This is a genomic window from Nocardia sp. NPDC049526, assembly GCF_044465765.1.
Classification (GTDB): Bacteria; Actinomycetota; Actinomycetes; order Mycobacteriales; family Mycobacteriaceae; genus Nocardia.
On record NZ_JBITMA010000019.1, the window covers coordinates 108,192 to 133,456 of the forward strand.

The 25,265-nt window shown below is 65.0% G+C and carries 25 protein-coding genes; 8 read left to right on the plus strand and 17 right to left on the minus strand.

The genetic code is table 11. The features are described from left to right. Positions 1–42 precede the first annotated feature (42 nt). Both ACIBW7_RS38510 and ACIBW7_RS38515 read right to left on the minus strand, forming a co-directional pair. Positions 43–978 carry a methionyl-tRNA formyltransferase gene (locus ACIBW7_RS38510; RefSeq protein WP_397055282.1) on the minus strand — a complete coding sequence of 312 codons (936 nt, stop codon included), beginning with the start codon at positions 976–978 and terminating at the stop codon, positions 43–45. 31 nt (positions 979–1,009) lie between these two features. Beyond that, on the minus strand, positions 1,010–2,317 hold the full coding sequence (locus tag ACIBW7_RS38515; protein ID WP_397055284.1) for a SidA/IucD/PvdA family monooxygenase: 1,308 nt from the start codon (positions 2,315–2,317) through the stop codon (positions 1,010–1,012). Positions 2,318–2,467: 150 nt separating this feature from the next. Between ACIBW7_RS38515 and ACIBW7_RS38520 the strand changes: the two genes are divergently transcribed. Then, a complete protein-coding gene (locus ACIBW7_RS38520) occupies positions 2,468–2,938 on the plus strand; it encodes a hypothetical protein (protein ID WP_397055286.1) in 471 nt (156 codons plus the stop codon). Positions 2,939–3,046: 108 nt separating this feature from the next. Then, a complete protein-coding gene (locus ACIBW7_RS38525; RefSeq protein WP_397055288.1) occupies positions 3,047–3,754 on the plus strand; it encodes a siderophore-interacting protein in 708 nt (235 codons plus the stop codon). 52 nt (positions 3,755–3,806) lie between these two features. Here ACIBW7_RS38525 and ACIBW7_RS38530 read toward each other — a convergent pair whose 3' ends face one another. The 3 genes from ACIBW7_RS38530 to ACIBW7_RS38540 all read right to left on the minus strand — a co-directional run bounded on the left by ACIBW7_RS38530 (position 3,807) and on the right by ACIBW7_RS38540 (position 8,518). Beyond that, a complete protein-coding gene (locus ACIBW7_RS38530) occupies positions 3,807–5,543 on the minus strand; it encodes an ABC transporter ATP-binding protein (RefSeq protein ID WP_397055290.1) in 1,737 nt (578 codons plus the stop codon). After that, positions 5,540–7,426 carry an ABC transporter ATP-binding protein gene (locus tag ACIBW7_RS38535; RefSeq protein WP_397055293.1) on the minus strand — a complete coding sequence of 629 codons (1,887 nt, stop codon included), beginning with the start codon at positions 7,424–7,426 and terminating at the stop codon, positions 5,540–5,542. Before ACIBW7_RS38535 ends, ACIBW7_RS38530 begins: the two co-directional genes overlap by 4 nt. 105 nt (positions 7,427–7,531) lie before the next feature. Further along, positions 7,532–8,518 (minus strand): sulfotransferase family protein, encoded by a 987-nt coding sequence (locus tag ACIBW7_RS38540; RefSeq protein ID WP_397055295.1) that lies wholly within the window; start codon positions 8,516–8,518, stop codon positions 7,532–7,534. Positions 8,519–9,411: 893 nt separating this feature from the next. Here ACIBW7_RS38540 and ACIBW7_RS38545 point away from each other — a divergent pair. The 5 genes from ACIBW7_RS38545 (at position 9,412) to ACIBW7_RS38565 (ending at position 14,961) form a co-directional block, all read left to right on the plus strand. Continuing rightward, entirely contained in the window at positions 9,412–9,864 is a 453-nt protein-coding gene (locus tag ACIBW7_RS38545) for a TIGR03667 family PPOX class F420-dependent oxidoreductase (RefSeq protein WP_397055297.1), read from the plus strand. Positions 9,865–9,915: 51 nt separating this feature from the next. Then, complete coding sequence (locus ACIBW7_RS38550) at positions 9,916–10,851, plus strand: RluA family pseudouridine synthase (RefSeq protein WP_397055299.1); 936 nt, start codon at positions 9,916–9,918, stop codon at positions 10,849–10,851. A gap of 35 nt (positions 10,852–10,886) precedes the next feature. After that, positions 10,887–11,699: a lysostaphin resistance A-like protein gene (locus ACIBW7_RS38555; RefSeq protein ID WP_397055301.1), complete on the plus strand. Its 813-nt coding sequence runs from the start codon at positions 10,887–10,889 to the stop codon at positions 11,697–11,699. Between the two features lie 26 nt (positions 11,700–11,725). Next, positions 11,726–12,121 (plus strand): VOC family protein, encoded by a 396-nt coding sequence (locus tag ACIBW7_RS38560; RefSeq protein WP_397055303.1) that lies wholly within the window; start codon positions 11,726–11,728, stop codon positions 12,119–12,121. Positions 12,122–12,282: 161 nt separating this feature from the next. Then, complete coding sequence (locus ACIBW7_RS38565; RefSeq protein ID WP_397055305.1) at positions 12,283–14,961, plus strand: hypothetical protein; 2,679 nt, start codon at positions 12,283–12,285, stop codon at positions 14,959–14,961. 463 nt (positions 14,962–15,424) lie between these two features. Here ACIBW7_RS38565 and ACIBW7_RS38570 read toward each other — a convergent pair whose 3' ends face one another. The 5 genes from ACIBW7_RS38570 to ACIBW7_RS38590 all read right to left on the minus strand — a co-directional run bounded on the left by ACIBW7_RS38570 (position 15,425) and on the right by ACIBW7_RS38590 (position 21,299). Then, complete coding sequence (locus ACIBW7_RS38570; protein WP_397055307.1) at positions 15,425–17,596, minus strand: MMPL family transporter; 2,172 nt, start codon at positions 17,594–17,596, stop codon at positions 15,425–15,427. A 41-nt stretch (positions 17,597–17,637) separates the two neighbouring features. Continuing rightward, complete coding sequence (locus ACIBW7_RS38575; protein WP_397055309.1) at positions 17,638–18,084, minus strand: EXLDI protein; 447 nt, start codon at positions 18,082–18,084, stop codon at positions 17,638–17,640. Between the two features lie 183 nt (positions 18,085–18,267). Beyond that, complete coding sequence (locus ACIBW7_RS38580) at positions 18,268–19,518, minus strand: MFS transporter (protein WP_397055311.1); 1,251 nt, start codon at positions 19,516–19,518, stop codon at positions 18,268–18,270. Positions 19,519–19,555: 37 nt separating this feature from the next. Then, positions 19,556–20,020: an NUDIX domain-containing protein gene (locus ACIBW7_RS38585; RefSeq protein WP_397055313.1), complete on the minus strand. Its 465-nt coding sequence runs from the start codon at positions 20,018–20,020 to the stop codon at positions 19,556–19,558. 4 nt (positions 20,021–20,024) lie between these two features. Further along, complete coding sequence (locus tag ACIBW7_RS38590) at positions 20,025–21,299, minus strand: helix-turn-helix domain-containing protein (protein ID WP_397055315.1); 1,275 nt, start codon at positions 21,297–21,299, stop codon at positions 20,025–20,027. Positions 21,300–21,367: 68 nt separating this feature from the next. On the opposite strand from ACIBW7_RS38590, the gene ACIBW7_RS38595 reads away from it, so the two are divergent. Continuing rightward, positions 21,368–21,841 carry a hypothetical protein gene (locus ACIBW7_RS38595; protein ID WP_397055317.1) on the plus strand — a complete coding sequence of 158 codons (474 nt, stop codon included), beginning with the start codon at positions 21,368–21,370 and terminating at the stop codon, positions 21,839–21,841. Between the two features lie 118 nt (positions 21,842–21,959). Here ACIBW7_RS38595 and rpsQ read toward each other — a convergent pair whose 3' ends face one another. From rpsQ to rplB, 7 genes are read right to left on the minus strand one after another with little or no spacing between them, the layout of a single operon-like run. After that, positions 21,960–22,241, minus strand: coding sequence for a 30S ribosomal protein S17 (rpsQ, locus tag ACIBW7_RS38600; RefSeq protein WP_397055319.1), 282 nt, complete (start codon positions 22,239–22,241; stop codon positions 21,960–21,962). Continuing rightward, on the minus strand, positions 22,238–22,477 hold the full coding sequence (rpmC, locus tag ACIBW7_RS38605) for a 50S ribosomal protein L29 (RefSeq protein WP_040686552.1): 240 nt from the start codon (positions 22,475–22,477) through the stop codon (positions 22,238–22,240). The genes rpsQ and rpmC overlap by 4 nt, the downstream gene beginning before the upstream one ends. Then, positions 22,477–22,893 carry a 50S ribosomal protein L16 gene (rplP, locus tag ACIBW7_RS38610; protein ID WP_014981662.1) on the minus strand — a complete coding sequence of 139 codons (417 nt, stop codon included), beginning with the start codon at positions 22,891–22,893 and terminating at the stop codon, positions 22,477–22,479. The genes rpmC and rplP overlap by 1 nt, the downstream gene beginning before the upstream one ends. Positions 22,894–22,896: 3 nt before the next feature. After that, the gene (gene rpsC, locus ACIBW7_RS38615; RefSeq protein ID WP_040686551.1) at positions 22,897–23,706 is read right to left on the minus strand and encodes a 30S ribosomal protein S3; all 810 of its coding nucleotides are present in this window, start codon (positions 23,704–23,706) and stop codon (positions 22,897–22,899) included. After that, entirely contained in the window at positions 23,707–24,120 is a 414-nt protein-coding gene (gene rplV, locus ACIBW7_RS38620) for a 50S ribosomal protein L22 (protein WP_397055321.1), read from the minus strand. It abuts the gene before it with no gap. Next, a complete protein-coding gene (gene rpsS, locus ACIBW7_RS38625) occupies positions 24,117–24,398 on the minus strand; it encodes a 30S ribosomal protein S19 (protein ID WP_040686549.1) in 282 nt (93 codons plus the stop codon). The genes rplV and rpsS overlap by 4 nt, the downstream gene beginning before the upstream one ends. A gap of 15 nt (positions 24,399–24,413) precedes the next feature. Continuing rightward, positions 24,414–25,250 (minus strand): 50S ribosomal protein L2, encoded by an 837-nt coding sequence (gene rplB / locus ACIBW7_RS38630; RefSeq protein ID WP_364391068.1) that lies wholly within the window; start codon positions 25,248–25,250, stop codon positions 24,414–24,416. Positions 25,251–25,265 lie beyond the last annotated feature (15 nt).

A 25,265-nucleotide genomic window follows, 5' to 3' on the forward strand; every position in this document is an offset into this window, starting at 1 on the left:
AATCCTTCGAAATCGTCAATCGGGCAAGCGGTTCGGATCGGCTCACAGATCGCCGAGGTAGCCGCCGCGGACGAAGAATTCCGCGCCGTCGCGCTCGCGGCCGTCCGGCGTGCGCACGCGGGTGATCACTAGCCCGTGATTGTTGCCGCGCATGGCATCCGGGCCGGTCACCACGGCACCGCCGCCCTCCTGCACGATGACGCGCCCAGGCGTGCCGCCGTAGCGAGCCTCCGACACGTGTGCGGACAGCACTTCTACGCGCTCACCCCGGTAGTGGGTGAACGCGCGCGGGTACGGCTCGGACAGCGCGCGGACGAAGCGCTCGAGGTCGACCGCGGACCAGGTCCAGTCGATCCGGCTGTCGCGCTCGGCACGCTTGTGGAAGTAGGTGCGTTCAGCTCTGTTCTGCGGCCGCCACACCGCGGTACCGGATTCCAGCGCGGCCAACGCCTCGTTGATCGCGGCCGGGATCAGCTCCATACCGCGCAGCACCAGCTCGGTGCCGGTGTCGTTGGGGCCGATGGGAATCGAGCGCTGCACGAGAATGTCGCCGGTGTCCAGGCCTTCGTCCATCCGGTGCACGGTCAGGCCGGTTTCTGTCGCGCCGCTGATCAGCGCCCACAGCACCGGGGAGAATCCGGTGAACGCGGGCAGCAGCGAATCGTGCAGGTTCAGCGTCCCGTGCGGGGGCAGGTTGTACAGCTCGGCGGGCATCCAGGTGTACCAGCTGTTCACCACGATGACGTCCGGCTCGGCGCGCTTGACCAGATCGATGGTTTCGGCGTCGGCCCGCTCGGTCAGATGTAGCGGAATACCGTGCGCACGCGCGAGCTCCTCGACCGAATCCGACCAAATCGCCTTGTACGACTGTTCGCTCGCCGGATGGGTCACCGCGAGCACGACCTCATGCTCCGAATCGATCAGGGCTTGCAGGGTTTTGCGACCCCAGGTCTGAAAGCCGAACGACACAATGCGCATGAAACGAACCTCATTCCGAACTCTAATTAGGCTAGCCTAGCCTAACTGTTGCTCCGGCGGGAACTACGCCCTGGGTTACCGCTACGCCACCTGCCGACGACGAGAGGCCCGAGCGCAGCACGCGGTCCGAGAGTTCGCCGAGGCAACTGAGATTCGGAAAGCCCGGCCCCTGCGCGAGCGCTGCCGAATTGGGCAGGTAGAGCTTCGCGTCCAAACCGGATACCGCGAGGTCGTAACCGATCGATGCCTCGATCCGAGCCTGGGTGAGCTCGCCGCCGACCGCGAGTTCCACCAGGTCCGCGGCGTTCGCATCGAACAGTTCGAGGAACCACAGCGGCTGCCCGCCGGTGGCATCGATCACCAGATCGAAGGTGTGCACCTGGTCAGGTCGCAGCTCGTTGCGCAGCGTTAGCGCGACACCGTCCCCCTGGTCCGTCACGCGCACCACACGGCCCTGCATGTGATGCACGCGATTGTCGCCGAGCAGGCTCTCCTGTACCCGCACCGAGAAGACGCCGCGATCGGTACGCCGAATGACATCCCTGCGCTCCGCGGCACTCAGCGCGGCCCACTTGATCGGATCGCTGAAAAGCGAATTCTCGAAGTAACTTTCGCCGCGGGTGTAGATCGTCGCCATCGGCGAGATCACCGAGATCGATAGCATCCCGTGCTGGACGAGTTCATCCAGCGCCGAGCCCGCCGTCTCGCCGCCGCCGATGACCGCCACCCGGGAAGAGACCGGCAACTCTCGTCTCCCGGCGAGGTTCCAGAATTCCGCAATGCTGAGCACTTTCGGATGTCTGGCCAGCGCCTTGCCGCTGCGTCCCGGTCCGGTGATCATCAGCCCGTCGGCGTCGATCTCGGTCGGCGTGCCATCCGCATCGCTCGCGGTCACCAACCATCCGTCGGCGGCCGCCGCGATCGATCGCACAGTGCCGTAGACCAATTCGAGTTCGATCTTGGCCGATACCCACTGCAGGTACTTGGCCCAGACGTGATGTTGCGGACTCGGGCGACCGCGGTCGATCCACTCGGCGTAGGTACCGTGCTCGACCAGGAACGAGGTCCAGCTATAAGCCATCATCGCCTTGTTGATGGCCTGATTGCGGCCACGCACCAAAGTCGAGTGATACGGGAAGCCGATGTCCTTCTCCGGACTGGTGCCGAGCCGGTGCTGCCCGTCGGTCCAGCCGCCACTCGGCAACCAATTTCCGCCTACCGCATGGGATTCCATCACTACCACGCGCGGCGCGGGCAGATTCAGCGAGCGCAATACGTGTGCTTTGGCCGCCACGGCCAACGCCTTGGGCCCCGCGCCGACCACTGCAAGTGTCTCCACCGGTTCTCCAACTCTCTGGCCTGCGCCGTATCCGCTATCGTGGGCACAAAGTAGTGCCTACCCTAACTTTGCATAGGCTTACCTTACAATGTTCGAACGTGCCGGAACAGCTATCGGTCGGCACGCGCATACGAACGATTGGATGAACTCATGATCGGAACCGCCCGAAAGACGGTGAGCGCTCTGGCTATTGCGGCCGCCACCTTGGTCGGCACCTTCGGCGCCGTCACCACCGCGCCCGTTGCCAACGCCGCACCGTCCATCGCGCCGCGCCAGGTCGCCACCCCTAGCACCGGCGAGCTGCGCACGAAGGTGGCAGTGCTGTTCAACACGGGCGCATCGCGATCCGCGCGCGCCGCCGAACTCGAGACCGGCGAGGCCGGACTGCCCGCGTTCGACCGGGCCGCCACCTTGATCGCGATCGCTCCGCCGAGCTGGCGCTGGGACATCGTCGGTCCGGTGAGCGTGGACGGCGATCTGCTCAACGCCAAGCTGTTCACCTCGACCGATGGTTACGAGCCGTGGACCTTCGACCTGTCCTGGAAACTGATCGGCGGCAGCTGGAAGCTGACCCAGGAATCCGTCTGCACCATCGGGAATTTCGTCGGCGCAGGCTGCTGATTCGCAACCGGATTATCCGCGATGGCCCCCGCCGACGACGGGGGCCATCGGCTGAGCGACGGCGGATTACGCGTGACGCTCAAGTATTCTTAGGCTAACCTAATTCGCATGGGCAGAGGATTCAACGGCGTCATCGTCAAGGCGTGGGGCGGGCAGGACTACCGACTCACGGTGACATCGACCGACTTCATTACCGACAATTACGTGCGGCTGGGCTTCACCGCCGGCGGGCTCTTCGCGGATCACCCGATGCATCCCACACAGTTCATTCGAGTGTGGATTCCCGAACCGGACAGCGACAAGCTGCACCATAGGGCCTACACCCTGATCGACCAGGATCCGGCGGGCGACCGCTGCACGATCGAATTCGCGCTACACGAAGGGCCGGGAACCCGGTGGGCGAAGAACGCCGCCGTCGGTGACGTACTCGATGCTTCGGTGCTCGGCTCCAAATTCGAGCTGCCACAGCCCGCGCCGAGCGAGTACGTAATGTTCGGGGACACGGCTTCACTGCCCGCGATCAACTCGCTGCTCGACGCCATCGGCGATACGCCGGCCCGGGTATGGCTGGAATGGCAGTACGAATCCGATCGGACTCTACCGCTGCGCAATAAGCCGCACCATCAGGTGACCTGGCTGCAACGGGTCGACGACGGGCGGCTGCTGCGCGAAACGGCCCAGGAAATCACCTGTGCTCCCGGCACATTCGGGTGGGTCGCCTGCGACGGCCCCACCACCCGCTCGATCGTCAAGACCCTCAAACTGACGCACGATCTGCCCAAAACGGCCATCAAGTACCAGGCCTACTGGAAGTAGATTCGGCGATTCGCCTGCCGCGGCTCGGAATCCGCGGCAGGCGGTAAGCCCGTTAAACGGCCGCCGGTTCCAAACGCCAGCCGCTGGCGCGCGAACGTTCATTCCAGAAGTCGGCATAGCGACCGCCGACCGCCAACAGCTCCTGGTGCGTACCACGTTCGACTATGCGGCCGCCGTCGATGAACAGAATCTGATCGGCGTGCGCGATGGTGGTCAACCGGTGTGCAACAACGATGACCGTCTTATTCCTGGTCAATTGGTGCACGCCGCGGACAACGACGGCTTCGCTGTGCGGGTCCAGCGCGCTGGTCGCCTCGTCCAACAACACGATCGGCGCGTCCTTGAGCAAGGCGCGAGCGATCGAAACCCGTTGCCGCTCACCGCCGGACAGTGCCGTACCGCCCTCGCCCACCAACGTGCCGTAACCGTCGGGCAGCCGCTCGATGATCTCGTCCACCCTTGCCGCCTCGGCGACGCGCTGTACCTCGGCGTCGGTGGCGTCCGGCCTGCCGAGCCGAATGTTGTCCGCGACAGAGCGATTGAACAGGTAGACATTCTGGAAGACCAGTGACAGCTGGTTCAGCAACGTCTCCGAGGGCTGCTCGCGCACATCGTGCCCGCCGACCTCGACGCGGCCCGAATCCACGTCGTGGAACCGCGCCGCCAGCCGCAACAGTGTCGACTTGCCCGCCCCACTCGGCCCGACGATTGCCGTCGTGGTACCTGCCGCAACGGTGAACGAAAGGTCGGAAAGCACCGGCGCATCGATTTGATAGCCGAAGGACACCTTGTCGAAGACGACCGCCGCCGCGCCCGGTGCGACCGGCATATCCGCCTCCGGCAGTGTGGGCTCGGCCAACAAGCCGGTGATCCGATCGGCGGCGGCCGCGGCCGAGCGCAGCGCATTGCCCAACTGCGCCGCCTGGTTCAGCGGTTCGATGAAGCGCGAGCTCACCGCGATCAGTGCAATGGCGGCCGCGGCGGAGACGGCCCCGTCGGTCACCCGCCCCACCACCACGTAAACCAGCACCAGGAAGACGGCCTGCACGAACAGCGAGAACACGATCAGGCCAGGTACCGAGCCGAACATCATCTTGGTGATGGCAGAACGCTGCCGGGCCAGTGCGCCGTCCAGCGCCCGGTTGCCCGCGCCGACCGCACCGAAGGCCCGCAGCACCGGCTGTGCCTGCGCGAATTCGACCACCCGCGAATCGGCTTCGGCCGCAGCTTGGTGCATCCGCTCGTCCGAGCGCGTGTACGCGCGGCCGCCCAGACCGTTGACCGCGAACAGCACCGGCGCGGCGAGCAGCATGGCCAGCGAGATCCGCCAGTCGATGAACAACATGCCGACAGCGACACCGAGCGGCACGATGATGCTGGTCAATACCTTGGTCAGCAGATAGGCGACCAGACCTTGCAACTCACGGACGTTCTCTACGACGATTCGCGAAATCGGCCCGGCTTCATGCGATTCGAACCAGCCGAGCGGCAATGCGTTCAAGTGGTCCCCCAGGCGGGTCTGCAGTCCGCGCTGCATACCGACACCGATCCGCAATCCGAGCACGGCCTGCCGATAGCCGAAGACGATCAGCACCGCGACGGCGACCAGCATCCACATTGTCCAGGTCCAGGCGCGTCCGAGGTCATCGGCGAACAATGCCTCGAGCACCGGCACCAGCAGCAGATAGGCCACGACCTGCGCCAGCGCCTGCGCGACGATCGCGAACAGCAGCCGAGGGGTGAGATGGCCGAACTCGTCGGGAACGAGCCCGAGTACCTTGCGAATCATTGGGCAACCTCCGAACTTCCGACGGACGCGAGCACATCGAGCGCGGCCTCGTTGATCTCGAACAGTCGTTGATAGGTACCGCCCGCATTGCGCAGGCTCGCGTGGTCACCCTGTTCGACCAGGGTGCCGTTCTCCAGCACCAGGATTCGGTCGACGCCGGTGATGGTGTGCAATCGATGCGCGATCACCAGCACCGTACGGCCGGCTACCAGTTTCGCGAGCGCGTCCTGCACAGCGGCTTCGGACTCCGGGTCCGCATAGGCGGTCGCTTCGTCGAGGACGAGCACCGGAGTGTCGGCCAGCAGTGCGCGGGCGATCGAAAGTCGTTGTGCCTCACCGCCGGAGAGTGTGGCGTCGATACCGATCTCGGAGTCGTAGGCACGCGGCAACGCCATGATCCGTTCGTGGATCTGGGCCGCGCGCGCCGCTCGTTCCAGTTCGGCATCGTCGGCGCCGGAGCGGGCAAGCAACAGGTTGTCCCGGATGGAGCCGCGGATCAGGCGCACATCCTGAAATACGAATCCGACTGTGCGGTATAGCTCTTCGGTCGAGTAGTCACGGATATCGCGAGCCGCGATGGTGATCCGGCCCGCGTTGACGTCATAGAACCGGGGCAGCAGTTTGGCCAGCGTCGACTTGCCGGATCCGCTCGGGCCGACCAGCGCCGTAATGGTGCCCGGCGTCAGTTCGAGATCGATCTCCCGCAGCACATCGTGACCGGTCCGGTAGCCGAATGAAACGCCTTCGAAGCGGACCGCGCCCCGATCCCCCGCCTCGGCCACGGCTCCGGAATCCAGTGCACACGTAGCCAGTTCGGGGGTCGCCTGCAGTTCGTACAGCCGCAACGCCGCGGCACCCGCGGCCCGCAGCGCCTGACCACTGTAGGACAGACCGAGTAGCGAACTACCGATGCCGAGCCCGACCAGCAGGAAGGGCAGAACATCCAACGGCGCAAGCCAGTCGAGGCCGACCGCGGTCAGCCCGGCCACGACGACTACCACCATGACGAATACCGGGGCCAGCACGATCTCGGAGGCCGACTGCACCCGCAGGATCGGCATCTTCATCCGATGTACGGCGCGCGCCAATCCGTCCACCGCTTCCTGGAAGGTGTTGTGCGCCTTGCCCGCCTGACCGAAGGCCCGCACCACCTGGATACCGTCGACGAACTCGATGGCGGTCTCCTGAGCGCGCCGCTCCCAGTTGTTGTAGACCGCGATCCGGTCGCGGCCGTCCTGATCGACCATCCTGCTGAACAGCCCCGCGTAGGCGACCAGCGGAATCAGCAGCACCAGCGTCAGCCGCCAGTCGACCGTGCCGAGGTAGCCGAGCGTCACCAGCGGAACGACGAGCGCACCGACGAATTCCAGCCGTGCGTGCGCCACCAGGTAGTGCAGCGCTTCGACATCGTCGCGCAGATACCGCTTGACATCGCCCGAGGTGCGCTCACCGAACCAGCCCAGCGGCACCCGGGTCAGCTTGCTCGCCAGCAGCCGCCGCAAGGTCAGCTGGTAGTCGGCGTCGACCAGATGCGACCAGGTCAGCGCTGCCGCTTGCAGCAGGCCGCGCGCGACGAGCACCACCACCGCGATCAGCAGCAGTCGCCACACCCGGTCGGTATCCACCCGGTCGGCGAGCAGTTCCCGGCAGGCCGCGACAATCAGCACGAACGGCACGACGACGCCGACCGAGGCGATAGCCACGACCATGCTCGCGAGTGTCAAGGTCCGGCCCACGGGCGCAAGGATTTCCTTGCGCGCCAAGGCTTCCTGCCGCTTGCTCGCCTTCCGCACCGTCTTGGGCGGCCGGTTTCCGGTCTCCGCCACCGGTTGTGTCGTATGCGACCCGCGAGCAGTCGCCTGCGGTGCGAGCTCCACCGTCATCTGCCTCACCCTCTCGCCCCTTCGCGGAGCCTCTTCGCCGGAATCGGCACCATCTTCACACAAGAAGAGCCACGAAGGTAGGTTAGGCTAAGTTATCTTTCGGGGCTAGTGATCGTTCCAGCCGAGGTCGCGCCCGATCACCTCGAACAACTTCTCGTTCCACGGACGATAGAACTCGCGCAGCCGCGCCACCGAACCCTCGTCGGGCTCCGGGAATTCGAGCGGATTGCGGTTCAAGACGTGATGACGGACCGGCTCGACGGCGGGCAATCCGAGGAATTCATGGATGCCGCACACCGTCTTCGAGATATCGGCGAAGAAGTCCTCGGCGGTGACGATGTAGACGTTGTCCTTGTCGAACGCCTCGAGCCAGCGGGCCACCGCGTTGACGTAGACACCGGTGCCGAGCACCGGCATGGAGGGCAGCGTGGTCGGTGGCGGGGGCGCGGGAAACATCTCCAGCGCGTACCCGATGTAGTCGGCGAAGGTCTGGCCGTACGGCACGGCGCGCAGGCCGTCCTTGTTACTGAGGAACAGATCCCATTTGTAATGCGAGTAGGCGCGATCCACCGGATCACGCAACATCATCACGATCTTGGCGTCGGGTCGGGCCGCACTGTAGTTGTCGATCAACGGAAGATCGTGCAGCAGAGGATCGAAATGGCCCGCGAGCGCCTGGCCGGTACATCGCATCACCTCGGCCCGCTGCCGCTCCGTCGGGAAGAACGGACCCCACATGTGCGGACAGCCGTGCCCGATCTCCTTGGTGAGCGGCGCCAGGATGCTCGGATGCTGCATGAGGTAGCTGGCCAGGTCGGTGGTGCCACACTTCAGCGCGCCGACGCAGGCGAAATCCGGCAGCACGCGCGGCCCACCGAACCGCCGCAACCACAGCCGGATCGGTGGCACTCTGCCGAAATAATGCGGCAGCGTCAGATAGCGAATTCCCAGCTGTGCTGTGCGCAACGGATGCCCGAGATAGCTCTTCCGGTTGTAGCGGTGCAGTTGCCATTCTTCGAATACCGCAAGCCCTTTCGTGAATCTATCGGAGGCATACTCTGGTGCGCTCGACGGCGCCACCCCTGTTGGCATTGGAACATCCCCTCGCACAATGATCTTCGCCGCAGAGCGCGCGGCGATCTACTTTCCGAACCAACCGCTAGGAATGGTTCGTCCGACTACTGACACACAATTCGAGGAAACACCGCTGTTACCTCTTGTCATCGATCCCGCTGCCCGTCGGGAACCGATTTGCGGATCACGTTAGCGCCGAGTCCATCCCGGTGTTACCGAAATCCCGGCTGTCGATACACAGACGACGAAGCATCCCATCTGGACAACTTCACAAGATCCGCCAACAAGGTGATGTGTCGCCGCGTACTGGTCGTTGCTGCTCACCCGGCCGAAATCCCGCACAGGATAGGACACTCGCCGAGGGGCTCGATGTGAAACTCGCACAGTGGGATCTCTCCTCCGGCACCGGTTTTCTCGCCGAGGCACGCGCGGTGGTGAGACGTTCCGAAGCGACCGATCGGGTGCTGCCGGGAACCGCCCCCTGCTCAATACCGAATGACGCCGAATGATCGGTTCTCTCACTACACTTGGCAACACATCTTCGACGTGCTGGGGAAGCTTGCGTGAACGACGCACCATCCCAGCAACTTTCACCAACCAGGATTACTAGCTTATCCAGCTACACAGATTACGACTGCGGTTGGAGTTGTGAAAATGTTTGTCACGACAATTATTTCGAATATCGGCGATTGCCGCCGTGATCCCGGCACCTTGACCGAGCAGCAGGCGCACCGGGCGATGCAGGTGCACCTGAATTGCAGTGTCGACAGCTGTAGGGTCCGCCGCCGCGCCAGACAGACGCTGGTCGAGTCCCGGCGAATGGTACTGGACGAACGCGCCGAGCCGTAGTCGTCCATGGCGTAACTGCGCCGCGCCGGAATCGACGGCACGCTGTCGGCGTTGGCACAGCCATGACGACCACAGAATCCGATCGCTCCGCCACGCCCGTCGTCGACACCGGCACCGCATTCGGTGCCAGGGTCGCCGCCCGCCTGGAACGCGAAAATGTCATCTGGCTGACCACCGTCGGCCGCAGCGGAACACCACAGCCGAATCCGGTGTGGTTCCAATGGCGCGACGGTGAATTCCTGATCTTCAGCCAGGCCGATAAGTCGAAGTTGCGCAATATCGCCCGCAATTCTCGGGTGTCGTTACATCTCAACAGCACCGCGACCGGCGGCGACGTGGTGATTCTCACCGGCGCCGCGCGAATCGACGAAGCCGGGCCGACACCGGCGGAAGTCGCCGCGTTCACCGAGAAATACACCGAGGGACTCGCCTCGCTTTCGATGACCGAGGAACAGTTCCACGCCGAGTACTCGGTCACGGTGCGCATCACCCCGGATCGGCTGCGCGGATTCTGAGCCCGACCCGGCCGTGAGCTGGGGATTCGTCGCCGACTAAGGTCGTCGGTGATGAGAAGGAGGCAGCAGCCGCCGTTGCCCAAGCGGCACGGCCTGGATCCGGCCCGGCTCCGCCTACCGGAGCAGGGCGATTGGGCGACCATTCGCGACCATCTGGTGGATCGGCTGCCTCGTGTTCCCGCCGCGCGCATCGATGAACTGCTGGATGCGGGCGAGATCGTCGATCTATCCGGTCCGATCGCACCGGACGCGCCGTATGTGCCGGGCGGCGCGGTCTGGTTCCATCGCGACCTACCCGATGAGACCGAAGTTCCGTTCGATATCCCGATCGTCTACCGCGACGACGATCTGCTCGTGGTGGACAAGCCACATTTCCTGGCGACGATTCCGCGCGGCCAGCACATCCTGCAGACGGCGTTGGTACGCCTTCGTCGCGAACTCGACCTACCCGATCTCATTCCGGCGCACCGGCTCGATCGCGTCACCGCGGGGCTGGTGCTCTTCGTGATCAATCCGGCCCGACGCGGGGCCTACCAGACGATGTTCCACAAGCGCACGGTGCGCAAGGAGTACGAGGCCATCGCCCCCTTCGATCCGCAGTTGACGCTGCCGCGCACGGTGCGCAGCCGGATCATCAAGGAGAAGCAGGTGCTCGCGGCGCAGGAGGTGGCGGGGGAGCCGAACGCGGAGACCTGGATCGAATTGCTCGAGCAGCGCGAGGGCCTAGGCCGTTATCGACTGCGGCCGCTGACCGGGCGAACCCATCAGCTGCGGCTACATATGAACGGACTCGGCATTCCGATCCTCGGCGACGACTTCTATCCGATACTCACCGACAAATCTGTGCACGACTTCACTCGGCCCCTGCAATTGCTGGCCACATCACTCGAATTCACCGACCCGGTCAGCGGCGAGCCGCGCCGGTTCGACAGCGCTCGGACGCTGCAGGCATGGGCGGATCCGCAGGGCTGGCGGGGTCGGCATTAACGCCGACGGCGCGTAGCGCGAAACAGAGTACGACCATGTTGATGACGCAAACCCCCGAAGCCGAACCCGTCGCGCCAGTTGCGGGCATCCGTAGACTGGGCCGGGTGCTTCAACAGGACCTCGACGAAGCGGCACCGCCCCGCCACAAACTGCACGCCTATCTGGACGTGGCCGTTGTGGTGATCGTCCTGGCCGGCACGAATCTGATCGCCCATTTCACCACCGCGTGGGCGAGCATCCTCACCGTTCCGATCGCCGCCGTCGCGCTGCTCGCGCTCATGCGGCGACGCGGACTCGGCTGGTCCGAACTCGGACTCGCACCGCGGCACTGGCGACGCAGCACGCTCTGGGCGCTCGGTGCGGTCGGCTTGGTGCTCGCTGTGGTCGCGATCGGGGCGCTGCTGCCGATCACCCGGCCGTTCTTCCTCGCCGACCGCTACGCCACCATCTCCGGTGCACTCATCGCATCGATGATCGTCATCCCGCTGCAGACCGCGATTCCGGAGGAGCTGGCCTTCCGCGGCGTCCTGCACGGCACGCTCGACCGCGTCTACGGCGCCCGCGGCGTCTTCGCGGCGGGCTCACTGCTGTTCGGCCTCTGGCATATCGCCTCCTCCCTCGGCCTGACCACGAGCAACCGCGGCCTGACCGGCTTCATCGGCGGCGGCCCGGCCGGTCAGATCATCGGCATCCTGCTCGCCGTCCTCGCCACCGCCGCCGCGGGCGTCGTCTTCACCTGGCTGCGCCGCCGCAGCGGCAGCCTCCTGGCCCCCATCGCCCTGCACTGGTCGATAAACGGCGCGGGCGCATTAGCCGCCGCCATCGTCTGGCACACCACCCTCACCTGACCCCGGATCGAGCGTAAATTCCGAGCATGCCCCTCGGACACCTCGGCATCAACGTCACCGACCTCAGCGCGGCCCAGTCCTATTACGACGAGCTGATGCCTCTGCTCGACTACGCGCCGCTGCTCAGTACGGCCGACCAATTCGCCTACTTGCCCGCCGACAACAAGCCCGGCACGTATATCTTCTTCTACCCCGCCGACGTCCCCGGCTACGTGCGCACCGCTCCCGGCCTGCAACACCTCGCCTTCATGGTCCGTACCCGCACTGCTGTCGACCGCGTACACGCGTGGGCCACCACCCGAGGCGACGAAATCATCCACGCCCCACAAGAATTCCCCCAGTATCCGCCACCGTACTACGCCACCTTCTGGACCGGCCCCGACGGCATAATGCTGGAGGCGGTCTGCCACAAGAACGCCTGAGGCCGTTGCACTACAGGGCGTCCGATTCGGCCATTTGTTCGAGTTTTCGGGGTGCGCGCATTGACCTCGGGCGGGTAGCGGTTTAACCTCGGTGCGATCACACATATGTTCGAGCATGTAGGTCTGCGTCGGTATGACACCTGCTCCTGGGAAGGCTCGCGATGCGCGACAAACAGTCGACCGGTAGGTCCGAGATCGCCGCATTGGCCGAGCGGGTCGCGAACGCGCGGGGTCGGCTGCCGTTGCAGGACGACGCGGCACTGGTGCAGGCGTTGTCGGATGCCGAGATCGATGCGGAACGCGAACTCGCGCAATGGGTTCGGGCACAACGTCGGGGGCAGCGGAAACGGGCCGTCCAGGACGAACTCGCGGCGGAGAAGCGCAACCGGCGGACCATGTCCGCCATCGAGCGCGCCGATGACGCGGACGCCCGCTGGCATCGGCGCGCACTGGCGGCCCGGCGGCGGGTCTCGAATCAGGATGCGCGCCTTGCCCAGTTGTACCGGCGGGCCGAATGGTCCTCGCGTGCATTGATCGCCGTCGTGGTGCTCGGCATGGTGTGGGCCGGGGTGAATGTGCAGCACAACCTGGTGCCCAGCGGGAATATGGCAGATCCCCTGTACTGGTTGAGCTATGGGATCGAGGCGATGATCTCGATCCCGATCATCACCATCATGGTGGCCGCGACAACGGCCGCCCGCTGGGGCCGCGAACTCGACCGCGGCAAGGTCGCCTTCTTCGAGACCGCCTTGCTAGGAACGACCGTCGCGCTCAACGCGGGCCCGCACCTGGCCGCCGGATCCTTCGGCCAGGCCGCCGAATACGCGATCGCACCGGTCATGGTCGGCGTCGTTATCTGGTTGCACGCCTGGGTTTCCGCGCGATACGCCCTGCTCATCGACGGTGTCCCGATGGTCGAGGACGAACCCGGCCTGCCGCCCCGGCACCGGGTCACCACCGAACGCGGCGCACCCGTCGACACCTTCCGCGACGAACCCACCGACCGTCGAGAACTGCTCGCCGCCAAGGGTTTCGATCCCCTGCTCGACCAAGCCGGCGTCCGCTTCCCGGTCGATATGGATCCCCACGTCGCCGAAGCAGCGATGCGTGCCGCCCAACCCGACGCGGTTCCCGTCTCGCGCCTCGATTGCACGGAAACCCTCGTGTACCACGCGCAGAGCACCCGCTCGACGAACGGCCGTTTCACCCAGCAGATCCCGAGCGACGACTACCGCCCTGGTCACGCGGTGCGTGCGACGGAACCGATCCACGACACCGCGCGACCCTTCACCGACGCCAACGCAACATTGCCAGCCCATACGTCGGCAACCGACGCAAACCAGCTCGGCAAGAACGCATTTCATGCCTCCGAACTCGATCAGCGCATTACACCAGATACCGCTGTGAGCGCAGGTCATGCCAGCGCGCGCGGCAATTCCGCGACGGCACCAATGAATGCTCGTGACACGACTACTGCCGCCGGGTTCACGCCTCAGGCCGCGTCAGGGACCGCTGCCGATGAGCACACGACTCTCGCCGGCACCGGCTCCGCGCCACGGACAGCAGCGGCGAATGCGGCCAACATCCGCTCCGAGCACACGGCCGTTGCCGCCACCGGATTCGCCCCCCAGACCGCTGCCGATGAGCACACGACCCTCGCTGCCGCAGGTTTCGAGCCCCGGACAGCTGTGCCGAATGCGGTCGGCACCGGCGACGAGCGCACAACTATTGCCGCAACCGGTCTCGATCCCCGGACCGCGGCGACTGCTCCCGATCAGCGCACGACTGCTGCCGCCGGCATCAATCCCCGTACCGCATCCGCGACTACCGTCTCCGGTAGCGACGAGCTCACGGCTGCCGAGACGAGCGGCGCCGATGCCCGGATGGCGCCTGCGGCCGCCGATCGCGCGGCTTTTCCTTCCGCAGACGACGCAGCTGTTCCTGCTAGAGATATCAACCTCCGGACTGCAATGGCGTCCGAGGCCAGCACTCCGGACGAGCGCACGGCCTCCGGGGCTGCAGGCTTTGAGCCCGATGCCACGACCAGGGCGTCCGGTCGCGACGAACATTCCAATCGCAATGCGAGCGCGACTTCTGTTGTCGGAGAAGCGGAACCACAGAGGGCCGCGGCACGCCCCGCAGCACAGTCGCAGCTGAGCATCTTCGATACGGGGACCGTCGAATCCGTCGCGCAGACCAGTGCGGACACTGGGTATCACGCACCGGCCGACTCCGATCGCGCCACGGTGTCCCGCACCGCTGCGGGCACGGGCACGGGCACGGGCACGGGCACGCCAGCTGACGCTCCCCGCCCTGCGAAGTCCAGCACTCGCACCGAAACCCCGACACGCACAAGCACATCCACCGAACCCCAGCGTGCTACCCGAGGTTCCGCCACACCGACCCCGGCCGAGCGAATCACCCGAGCGGTGGAGAGTCACCGCACGTCGAGGGCCGAGAACGCCGCAGCCGATCAGGAGGAGCAGACCGCAGCATCCGAGGCCGAGGTCAGGCAACTCGTTTCGGATGAGACGACACCTCGCCGCACCACCAGCGAGGTGATCAGCGAAGTCGTGCAATCACTTTCAGCTGAGGACCTGCTGACCGAGAACCTCGGCTCCGAGAGCGATGATGTCGAGGTGTGGTCGGTCGCCCGCGCAATCGCAGGCCGCGGCCTCTCGGTCATCCCCGTGGAACAACTCGCCGAAATCCTCATGCTCGCCGATCAATCCTGGACCCCGACCAGCATCGGCGCAGAAGTCGGCCTCTCCCGCACCGCCATCGCCCAGGTCCTGGAGTTCGCCAGACGAGTTCGCCGCCCCTACGCAATCAGCAGCTAGCTATACCTCGCCTCTGCAACCGTCAGCAGCGCCATAGCAGCAGCGCGGCGGCAGCAGCAGCAGCGCGGCAGCAGCAGCAGCAGCGCGGCAGCAGCAGCAGCGCGGCAGCAGCAGCAGCGCGGCGTTCGGCGGTCCCTTGACCACCTCACATAGGTTGCAGAGCCTGTCGCCGAATACGCCCAACGGGCGCCCACCAGGCGATCGTGACGTCACGGCGGGGACCAAATCGCCTGCCGGCGAGCATGATCACGTGGTAGCAGTCCATCCAGGCAGTTGATCTGTGGTGCGGCTGAAATCCGCACCCGTTCGGCAACAAGCTCTGCACCGTATGCGAGGTAGTCACTGGGTATGCGGCAACGAGCATTGAGGACGATGAGAAAGGCCTTCCGACTTGGATATCCCAAGTCGGAAGGCCCTGTCCACTGAGCGGCTGAACTACCGGCGTTCCCCGGAAGACGCTGCCCTAGTTGTTGTACATATCCGAGTACGCGTACTGATCCGAGCGCACATCCTGCGAGTTCCCCTCGGATGCACCCTTCGAATCCCGGTCCCCATGCCCCGGCCACCAGGCTCGGTGCCCGATCAGCGCCGTCACCGCCGGGGTGAAGAACATCGCCATGACGAATGCGGCGATCGCGATGCCCACCGAGATCGCAAAGCCCATCTGCGACAGCACGTTATTGCCCGCCAACATCATCGAGGCGAAGGTGCCCGCCAGGATCACACCGGCTGCGGCGACGGTCGGACCGGTGTGCCGAACCGCCAGGGCCGCAGCCTGTTTCGGCTCGTTTCCAGCCCGCGCCTCCTCACGCAAGCGGGCGACCATCAGAATGTTGTAGTCGGTGCCGAGTGCCACCACGAACAGGTACATGATCACCGGCAGAGTGAAGATCAGTCCGGAATTGCCCTGGAAGTGCTGGAAAACCAGTACCGCCGATCCGAGCGTCGCGGCGAAGCCGAGGAAGACCGAGGCCATCAGGTACCACGGCGCCACCAGACTGCGCAGCAGCAGCCCGAGCACGATCATGATCAGAATCGCCGCCACCGGGAACACGATCTTGTAGTCGTGGACCATCGCGTCCTGGAAGTCGACGTACACCGACGAGATGCCACCCACCACAGCGGTAGTGCCCGCGGGTGCCGCCGAGTGCGCGGCGTCGCGCAGCGGATCACGCACCGTATCGAGCGCGGCATCCGATTCGGGCGCACCATCGAGGGTCACCTGGAAGTCGGCGGCCAGTCGGTCACTCGATACCGTCGGCGCCCCGACCTGGCTCACGCCCGGCACCGCGGCGAGTACGGCACGGTAGGCGGTGAGCTGGTCATCGTCGAGCGGTGCGCCGGTGTCCGAATGCAACAGCACCTCGGACGGTTGGGTCGACCCGGCGGGCATCCCCTTGAGCAATTCCTTGTTGTAGACCGTCGATTCGGAGGAATCCGAGGTCGAGCCCGAGCTCAGATCGAACGTCGGATGGAAGCCGAACGCCAGCACGCCCAGGGCCACCAGCAGCCCACCGGACACGGCCGCGAACGCACCGGGGCGCCGCCCCATCGCCGCGCCGATCGCACCGAAGCGCGCGCCCTTCGGCTCCTGCTGCCACGCCTTCGACGGCCAGAACACCTTGGTGCCCAACAGCGAAACCACGGCGGGCACCAGCGTCAGACCGGCCAGCAGCGCCACCGCGACGGCGATCGCCAGCGCGGGACCGAGCGCCCGGAACATACCGAGCGTCGACAGGGTCAGCGCCATGAATGCGATGATCACCGCACCCGCCGCCGAGGTGATCGCCTCGCCGACCTTGGTGACCGCACTCACCATCGCGGTCTTCGGATCCTCGCCGGCCCGCAGTCGCTCCCGGTACCGGAACATCAGGAACAGGATGTAGTCGGTGCCGACACCGAAAAGCACCACCAGCAGAATGGAATTCACCGAACTGTCGACCTTCAGATCGAAGGCCTTGCTCACCATCGCGATCAGACCGCCGACCGTGCCGGAGACCGCGCCGATCACGACAATCGGCAGCAGCGCGATCACCGGACTGCGGAAGATGATCAACAGCAGCACCAGAATCAGCACCACCGTCGCGATACCGATAATGGCCATACCCTTTTCACCGGACTCGGTCTGGTCGAGCATCTGCGCCGCCTGACCGGTGACGCCCGCCTTCAGATCCGAACCCTGCACCTGATCGCGCAACGCGTCCCGCAGTTTCTTGACCGCATCGCTCTGCGTCGTATCGCCGGCATTGGTCACCTTCGTCATCTGCACGGCTGCGATCTGCACCAACCGGTTCTCCGAGGCCGGAACGGCCTGGATGCCGATGACATCCTTTATTCTCTGGTCATCGAGCTTCGACGCGATCGCCGTCACGCTCGCCGAATCGGCCTCGGACAGCGGTGCGCCGTCCGCGCGGACGAAGACGAGCAGCGCTGCGGGCGCCTGCTGCTGCGGAAAAGCCTTCTGCTGCAGTTGCATTGCCTGAATCGACTCGTAATGCGACGGCAGGAATTCGGATTGGTCGGTGGTCGATTTCAATTGCGGCGCCGTGGCCACCACCGCGATCACGATGAACAGCCAGAGACCGATCACCTTCCACGGGTTGTGCACAACGATCGCACCCAGTCGAGCGAACATGTGGGAGAAGTCCTTTCGAGGTCCGAACGAGCGGACCGGTCTCAGATGTCGAGTTCGTCGATCTTCGGACTCGTCGCGGTGCCGACGAGTTCGCGGTAGATGCGTGCCGGAATCCGCCCGGCGAGTTCCTCGACCGAGTCGACGATGTCCACCGTGTAGTCGCCCCAGGTCTGGTCGCCGACGTCGAAGATCTCGCGCCAGTTCTTCAGATCCTTGGTCCAGTTCGTCAGCGCGAAGTCCATCCAGTCGGCCCGCTGCCGATGCACTACATATTTGCCCTTGCGGCTCAGGTAGACCCGGATCACCTCGATTCCAGATTTGGTGAATTCCCTTGTCTCACCGAGCTTTCGCCCGACGAAGCGCTGCCTGCGCAGGCCGCCGGGACCGACCTCGAGCAGCACATCTCGCATATCCGATGCGTTCTTCTCGATATTGATCGTGGCCACCTCCGAAGCAGTGTCGGTCGGTGGGTTCGAATCCGCTGTCATGATTCCCCATCTCATAAATAGATATGCAAAAAAGCATGGGATCGACGCCAGCGGACCCGATTCGGTCCGCTGCGGTGAGTCGATCTACTGCTTTCCGGTCGCCTCGAGCCTGCTCGTCGGCGTCCGTCGGGAATCACTATAAGTAGATGTATACGTATAACGCAAGACCTGTGTCGAGCGACTTCAGCGCGCCCCGGCGGGCAGTTCCTCCCGGTCGACCCGACGCACCACCTTGACCAGCAGCAACAGCCCGATACTGAGTCCGAGCCCGAGTACCGCGGCCGCCGCGAAACCCGCTGGGAATCCGCCCGCATCGATCGCAACCCCGCAGAGCGAACTGCCGATGCCATTGCCGAGCGTCATCGCGGCGCCGTGCCAGCCGATCGCCTCGCCGCGCCCGCCCTCCGGGACGATCCGACTCAACTGATCGACGGATGCGACAAGTGTTGGCGCACAAAGCGCTCCGGCGATGAGCCCGGTCACGCCCAGCGATAGCGGACCGACGGCGAAGCACATCGGAATGGTGACGGCGCCGAGCCCGGCGAGCAGCACATACGTCGAAATGGATCGGTGCAACGCGCCGTAGACGAGCCCACCGACCAGCGAACCGAAACCCCACACCGCCATGACCACGCCGAGCCACCGCTGCGCGCCGAACTCGCGAATCGCGGATACGAATGTCAATTCCGAACCCGCGAGCACCGCGATCGCCACACACGCGCCGACGCACAGCGCGACGAACTCGAGCCGGAACCATTCGCGCCGCGGCACCGCCGCGTCCTCGGCCTTGTCATCACCGCCCTTGTCATCGCAGCGCAGCGGCGGATTGCGGACCCACACAAAGACTCCCGCCAACACCAGCGCCATCTGCATCCCGAAGAGCGTGAGCGTCGTCGACCAAGCCGTCGCGGCGGCGACACCGAGCACCGGCCCGACCATGAACGCCATCTCCACCGACACCGATTCCAGTGCCAGCGCCGGTTGACGGCTCTGCTCCGTGGTCGTCGCGATCACAGCCTGCCGAACGACGGTGAAGATCGGGATGTCGAAAAGCCCGGCGACCGCCGCCAGCACCAACAGCGCCCCATACCCGACGAACGGCGCGATCGACCAGCACACCGCCCCGACCACGATCGACGGCAGAATCGTCCGTCGCAGCCCGAACCGATCCAGCATCCGCCCGCGCCACGGCCCACTCGCCGCAACACACAGCGTGACAACCGAACTCAGCGCCCCGGCCTGCCCATACGACCCGTGCAGCGTCTGCACCACATGCAAGGCGAGCAATACCGACCCGGCGAAGAACGGAATGCGAACCATCACACCCAGCAGCAGCACATCGCGCACCGCCGAGTCAGCCAGCACCTCCCTGTAGGCCCGCACTCGACCGAGCGTCCCATGCCCGCCCACCCGCACGCCACCGATTAATCCCATGATTCGATCCGACGGCGCGCAAACGGTCGAGCCCGGATCACATCGGCGCGGGCTCACCATGTTCGAGGTAGACGGTATGGCTCATGGAACGCGCGATATGGGCTTGGCGCAGTCGGCGGGCGAGCCGCGGGATCAGGTAGTCATCGAGGTTCGACAACGCAACCCACGCCCAGCGGTCGAGTTCGGTCTCCTGGAGGCTGATGGCCCGCTCATCGGATCCGATATCGCCACAATCGAAAACATAGAGAATCTTGTCGCCTTCCCCCTCGCTCGGCGCCCAATCGTGAACCAGCAAATACCTTGGGACACGGTCGATTCCGAGCTCTTCGCGAACCTCACGACGGCAAGCCGCACCTGGCGACTCCCCGGGCTCGACATACCCGCCGGGAATATCCCAACCGCTGCCGTAAGTCTTGTGCACCAACAGCACCTCATCGCCGCGCACGAAGAGCGCTCCCGCCGCCAGGCGTGCGCGCGCAAACCGATTGTCCGCATCGGTCATTGGTTCACCTCACGACGTGCATTCGTTGGGCCAAGGCTTGCAAGACGAACGAAGGACTGCCGTGCGCGTTGCGCATCCAGGTGAGTACGAGTTGTCGGCTGAGGTAATGGTGGCGAACCTGTTCCGGAGCCGCCTGCTCGGCGTCGAGCAGAGCCGATACCGAATCCTGCTGGCGGCCCGCCAGATTGAACGCGCGAGCGAGCTCGAGTTGGTGCCGAATCCGGCGCTCCACCGGGAGGGCGGAGGTATCCAGCCCGGGACCCAACCGAAGCGCGATCTGCACATCACCGAGTTCCATCGCGGTGTTGACCCGATGGATTGCAACATTGGTGGGCCCGAACGCGGTCCACAGGCAGTTCCGATCACCACCCAGCTTCCGGGCCGCAACATCCGCCTCGGCCAGAAACTCCTGCACAGTGTCGCGACGATTGCTCCGCGCGGCTGCCATCGAACCGACGAGCAGCAACGTTCCGTACACCGACAACATGTCGTCCCTGCCCTCGTGCAGGTACGGCTGCAAGTACGCCGCTCCGGCTTCGACCAGATCGACAGCGGGTTGCACACGGCCCGTAGACATCACCGTGAAGGCGACCGATCGCATCAGGGAACCGACAATCGCGAGATCATCGGTTCGCTGAGCCGCCGCGAGACCTCGTTCTGCGGCGTTCCAAGCCAAATCGGTTTCGCCGAGCTTGGTCAACACCGAGGCCGCCACCTGATAGCACAGCGCCAACAGCCGGTACCCGGATTCGTCCTCCGCTCGCTGGGCGACCGCCAGCGCGGCAGACAACAGGCCGGGCAATCGACCCGCCACAAATCCGAACCTGGCCCCCTGATAGGCATCGAAAACACCAGACAGCTCCCGTTCGAGTGCGGGGAGTTGATACGAGTCCGGGTCACGAGTGGGCGGCACCGGCGCAGGCATCAAATGGCTGTAGTCCATCAACGCGGCCCGGAGCGCGGGGATCGTCGCCGTCCCGCTGTCGGTGGTCCATTCCAACAGACTCGGATCACCGATCAGGTCTCCCAGCGAAACATCCAGTGCGTCCGCGAGTAGGCGGATCACCGACAAGCGATCCAGCGGAATCCGATTGTTCTCGACCTTGCTCATCCAATCGTCTGTTCGCCCGACAAGACCGGCTAGCACGTCTTGGGACATACCGCGACGCCGTCGGTACCAAGACACCCGCTCACCGATGGTGAGGTTCTGGGTCATTCCGCGCACAACACAATCTTCCGACTCGGCTGGGCAACAATCCCGGAAAGATATTCCGGGCATACATCTGATCCGGCCTCAGGCTACTTGCAAACCAAACGACAGCAGTGCTGAACGGGACAAAGGCCACCGTGGACACCGAGGAACTCGAGAGCGTCGTCGATTGGGCGGACTACTACCGCCAACAGTTTCATCTCCCCGCCGAGGAACGCGGCGGTTACGTCATGCTGCCGGTGACGAACCATCTAGGCATTATCCACATGCCCAAGCTATTGGCCGAAAAAGTCCGAAATTCCTTGGTACAGCAGGGAACTCCCGGTCCAGTGCTGGCACGGCAGATCCGCTGGACCTTCGTCGCGGCCGTGGACTACTCCCCGGGTAATCAAGTCCTGGAACTGCTGGCACGCAAAAACATTTGTGTGCCCGTCATCGGCAGCGCGCTGATGATACCGACAGGCCTCGGGCGCTGGACTCGCGAAGGGGCGCACTGGATCTATCCACCGTGCCGCGATCAATTGCTGCCGATGCTGTCGAACGTCATCAGCACAACGATGGCATCGATATTCGATCGAAGCGATAGACCGGCTCCACCGCGGACCGGGTGAATAATCCGAACCGCTGAGCAAATATGAAAAAGGCCCGCTTCCCAAATGGGAAGCGGGCCTTTGCTTTACCGCCGGAAAAGGCTCACCGTTTCGAGCGACCTGCAAGCAGTCGCGACGGTTACTTGGCCTTCTCCAGGACCTCGACCAACCGCCAGTGCTTGGTGGCGGACAGCGGGCGGGTCTCCATCAGCTGGACGCGGTCGCCGACACCGGCGATCTCGTCCTCGTCATGCGCCTTCACCTTGGTGGTGGAGCGAATGATCTTGCCGTAGAGCTTGTGCCGCGTGCGGTCTTCCAGCTCGACGACGATGGTCTTGTTCATCTTGTCCGAGACCACGTAGCCGATGCGGACCTTGCGGGTGCCGCGCTTGACCTCGGGGGTCACTTTCTCTTCACTCATGCCGCATCTCCCTTACCAGCGGGTGCCGAGGCCAGGCCGAGCTCGCGCTCACGCATGACCGTGTAGATGCGCGCGATCTCGTGACGCACGACGCGCAGGCGACGGTTGTTGTCCAGCTGACCCGTCGCCATCTGGAAGCGCAGATTGAACAGCTCTTCCTTCGACTCGCGCAGGCGGGCGACGAGCTCCTCTTCGTTGAGCTCGCGGAGCTCTGCGGCCGGTGTACCGGTAGCCATCAGAACTGCTCCTCCCTGGTCACGATCCTGCACTTCATGGGGAGCTTGTGCATCGCGCGGCGCAGGGCCTCACGAGCGATCTCCTCGTTGGGGTAACTCATTTCGAACATCACGCGTCCGGGCTTGACGTTCGCGATCCACCACTCCGGCGAGCCCTTACCGGAACCCATGCGGGTTTCGGCCGGCTTCTTGGTGAGCGGGCGATCCGGGTAGATGTTGATCCAGATCTTGCCGCCACGCTTGATGTGGCGGGTCATCGCGATACGCGCGGACTCGATCTGCCGGTTGGTGACGTAGGCGGGCTCGAGAGCCTGGATGCCGAATTCACCGAACGCGACCGAAGTGCCGCCCTTGGCCATGCCGCTGCGGCTCGGGTGATGCTGCTTCCGGTGCTTGACCTTCCGTGGCATCAACATGCGTCAGCCCTCCTGTGTTTCTGCCGGGGCGTCGGCAACCGCGGTAGCAGCGCCTGCACGCCCGGCCTCGGTGCTGGTCGCGGTGGTGCCTGCGGAACCGGACCGACGCGGGCGGCTCGGCCGCTCCCGGCGCTCGCGGCGGTCACCAGCGGCGGGCGCGGCCGCGGCCGTGACCTCACGCTTGCCACCGACGATGTCGCCCTTGTAGATCCAGACCTTCACGCCGATGCGACCGAAGGTGGTCTTGGCCTCGTAGAGGCCGTAGTCGATGTCCGCGCGCAGCGTGTGCAGCGGGACGCGACCCTCACGGTAGAACTCCGAGCGCGACATTTCGGCGCCACCGAGGCGGCCCGAGCACTGCACGCGGATGCCCTTGACGTTCGGCGAACGCATGGCCGACTGGATGGCCTTGCGCATCGCGCGACGGAACGCCACACGGTTGGACAGCTGCTCGGCGACACCCTGGGCAACGAGCTGCGCATCCGACTCGGGGTTCTTGACCTCGAGGATGTTCAGCTGCACCTGCTTCTTGGTGAGCTTCTCCAGCTCGGCGCGAATGCGATCGGCCTCGGCGCCGCGGCGACCGATGACGATGCCGGGGCGCGCGGTGTGGATGTCGACGCGAACCCGGTCACGGGTGCGCTCGATCTCCACCTTGGAGATGCCCGCCCGCTCCATGCCGGTGGCGAGGAGCTTGCGGATGGCGACGTCTTCCTTCACGTAGTCCGCGTACTGCTTGTCCGCGTACCAACGCGACTTCCAGTCGGTGGTGATACCGAGGCGGAAGCCATGGGGGTTGATTTTCTGTCCCATTTACTTTGCCCCTCCCTTCCGGCGGTTACGAGTGGATCCACCGGCGGTGGGCACGCTCTCGACCTCGATGGTGATGTGGCTGGTGCGCTTGCGGATCCGGAACGCGCGCCCCTGGGCCCGCGGCTGGAAACGCTTCATGGTCGCGCCCTCGTCGACGTAGGCAGTCGAGATCACCAGGGTCGACGGGTTCAGGCCGAGGTTGTTCTCGGCGTTCGCCGCGGCGCTGGCCACGACCTTGGCGACCGGCTCGCTCGCGGCCTGCGGCGCGAACTTCAGGATCGCGAGGGCGTCCTCGACCCGCTTGCCGCGGACCAGGTCCACGACACGGCGAGCCTTCATCGGGGTGACGCGAACGTGCTTCGCCGTCGCCCGGGCAGTCGGGTTCTGAACCGTCGCTGTGTTTGATTCGCTCATCGCCGCTTGCTCTTCCGGTCTTCCTTGACGTGGCTCTTGAACGTCCTGGTGGGCGCGAACTCACCCAGCTTGTGGCCGACCATGGACTCCGAGACGAACACCGGCACATGCTTGCGGCCGTCGTGGACGGCGAAAGTGTGGCCGATGAAATCGGGGATGATGGTCGAACGACGGGACCAGGTCTTGATGACCTGCTTGCTGCCCTTTTCGTTCTGAACGTCCACCTTCGCGAGGAGGTGGTCGTCGACGAACGGGCCCTTCTTGAGGCTGCGTGGCATTTCTTACCTCCTCCTTCAGCGCTTCTTGCCGGTCTTGCGACGGCGGACGATGAGCTTGTCGCTCGGACGGTTGGGCTTGCGGGTACGGCCTTCCGGCTGACCCCACGGCGAGACCGGGTGGCGACCACCGGAGGTCTTGCCTTCACCACCACCATGCGGGTGGTCGACCGGGTTCATGACGACACCACGGACCGTGGGGCGGCGACCCTTCCAGCGCATACGGCCGGCCTTACCCCAGTTGATGTTCGACTGTTCGGCGTTGCCGACCTCGCCGACGGTGGCGCGGCAGCGCACGTCGACGCGACGGATCTCACCGGAGGGCATACGCAGCGTGGCGTAGGGGCCTTCCTTACCGAGCAGCTGGATGCTCATGCCGGCGGCACGGGCCAGCTTGGCGCCACCGCCCGGACGCAGCTCCACGTTGTGGATCGTGGTACCGGTCGGGATGTTGCGCAGCGGCAGGTTGTTACCCGGCTTGATGTCGGCGGTCGGGCCGGACTCGATCGGGGTGCCCTGCACCACGCCCTTGGGGGCGATGATGTAGCGCTTCTCGCCGTCCCGGTAGTGCAGCAGCGCGATGTTGGCGGTGCGGTTCGGGTCGTACTCGATGTGCGCGACCTTGGCCGGGATGCCGTCCTTGTCCAGGCGACGGAAGTCGATCAGACGGTAGGCACGCTTGTGGCCGCCACCGCGGTGACGGGTGGTGATACGACCGTGAGCGTTGCGGCCACCCTTGCTGTGCAGCGGGCGGATCAGCGACTTCTCAGGGGTCGACCGAGTGATCTCAGCGAAGTCCGAGACGCTGGAGCCACGACGGCCCGGCGTAGTCGGCTTGTACTTACGGATTGCCATGAGTTCTTCTCTGCT

Excerpts from the sequence above, each read along its gene's own strand:
- ACIBW7_RS38510 (WP_397055282.1), bottom strand. The coding sequence starts at position 978 with ATGCGCATTGTGTCGTTCGGCTTTCAGACCTGGGGTCGCAAAACCCTG.
- ACIBW7_RS38520 (WP_397055286.1), top strand. The coding sequence starts at position 2,468 with ATGATCGGAACCGCCCGAAAGACGGTGAGCGCTCTGGCTATTGCGGCC.
- ACIBW7_RS38525 (WP_397055288.1), top strand. The coding sequence starts at position 3,047 with ATGGGCAGAGGATTCAACGGCGTCATCGTCAAGGCGTGGGGCGGGCAG.
- ACIBW7_RS38530 (WP_397055290.1), bottom strand. The coding sequence starts at position 5,543 with ATGATTCGCAAGGTACTCGGGCTCGTTCCCGACGAGTTCGGCCATCTC.
- ACIBW7_RS38535 (WP_397055293.1), bottom strand. The coding sequence starts at position 7,426 with ATGACGGTGGAGCTCGCACCGCAGGCGACTGCTCGCGGGTCGCATACG.
- ACIBW7_RS38540 (WP_397055295.1), bottom strand. The coding sequence starts at position 8,518 with ATGCCAACAGGGGTGGCGCCGTCGAGCGCACCAGAGTATGCCTCCGAT.
- ACIBW7_RS38545 (WP_397055297.1), top strand. The coding sequence starts at position 9,412 with ATGACGACCACAGAATCCGATCGCTCCGCCACGCCCGTCGTCGACACC.
- ACIBW7_RS38550 (WP_397055299.1), top strand. The coding sequence starts at position 9,916 with ATGAGAAGGAGGCAGCAGCCGCCGTTGCCCAAGCGGCACGGCCTGGAT.
- ACIBW7_RS38555 (WP_397055301.1), top strand. The coding sequence starts at position 10,887 with ATGTTGATGACGCAAACCCCCGAAGCCGAACCCGTCGCGCCAGTTGCG.
- ACIBW7_RS38560 (WP_397055303.1), top strand. The coding sequence starts at position 11,726 with ATGCCCCTCGGACACCTCGGCATCAACGTCACCGACCTCAGCGCGGCC.
- ACIBW7_RS38565 (WP_397055305.1), top strand. The coding sequence starts at position 12,283 with ATGCGCGACAAACAGTCGACCGGTAGGTCCGAGATCGCCGCATTGGCC.
- ACIBW7_RS38570 (WP_397055307.1), bottom strand. The coding sequence starts at position 17,596 with ATGTTCGCTCGACTGGGTGCGATCGTTGTGCACAACCCGTGGAAGGTG.
- ACIBW7_RS38575 (WP_397055309.1), bottom strand. The coding sequence starts at position 18,084 with ATGACAGCGGATTCGAACCCACCGACCGACACTGCTTCGGAGGTGGCC.
- ACIBW7_RS38580 (WP_397055311.1), bottom strand. The coding sequence starts at position 19,518 with ATGGGATTAATCGGTGGCGTGCGGGTGGGCGGGCATGGGACGCTCGGT.
- ACIBW7_RS38585 (WP_397055313.1), bottom strand. The coding sequence starts at position 20,020 with ATGACCGATGCGGACAATCGGTTTGCGCGCGCACGCCTGGCGGCGGGA.
- ACIBW7_RS38590 (WP_397055315.1), bottom strand. The coding sequence starts at position 21,299 with ATGCCCGGAATATCTTTCCGGGATTGTTGCCCAGCCGAGTCGGAAGAT.
- rpsQ (WP_397055319.1), bottom strand. The coding sequence starts at position 22,241 with ATGAGTGAAGAGAAAGTGACCCCCGAGGTCAAGCGCGGCACCCGCAAG.
- rpmC (WP_040686552.1), bottom strand. The coding sequence starts at position 22,477 with ATGGCTACCGGTACACCGGCCGCAGAGCTCCGCGAGCTCAACGAAGAG.
- rplP (WP_014981662.1), bottom strand. The coding sequence starts at position 22,893 with ATGTTGATGCCACGGAAGGTCAAGCACCGGAAGCAGCATCACCCGAGC.
- rpsC (WP_040686551.1), bottom strand. The coding sequence starts at position 23,706 with ATGGGACAGAAAATCAACCCCCATGGCTTCCGCCTCGGTATCACCACC.
- rplV (WP_397055321.1), bottom strand. The coding sequence starts at position 24,120 with ATGAGCGAATCAAACACAGCGACGGTTCAGAACCCGACTGCCCGGGCG.
- rpsS (WP_040686549.1), bottom strand. The coding sequence starts at position 24,398 with ATGCCACGCAGCCTCAAGAAGGGCCCGTTCGTCGACGACCACCTCCTC.
- rplB (WP_364391068.1), bottom strand. The coding sequence starts at position 25,250 with ATGGCAATCCGTAAGTACAAGCCGACTACGCCGGGCCGTCGTGGCTCC.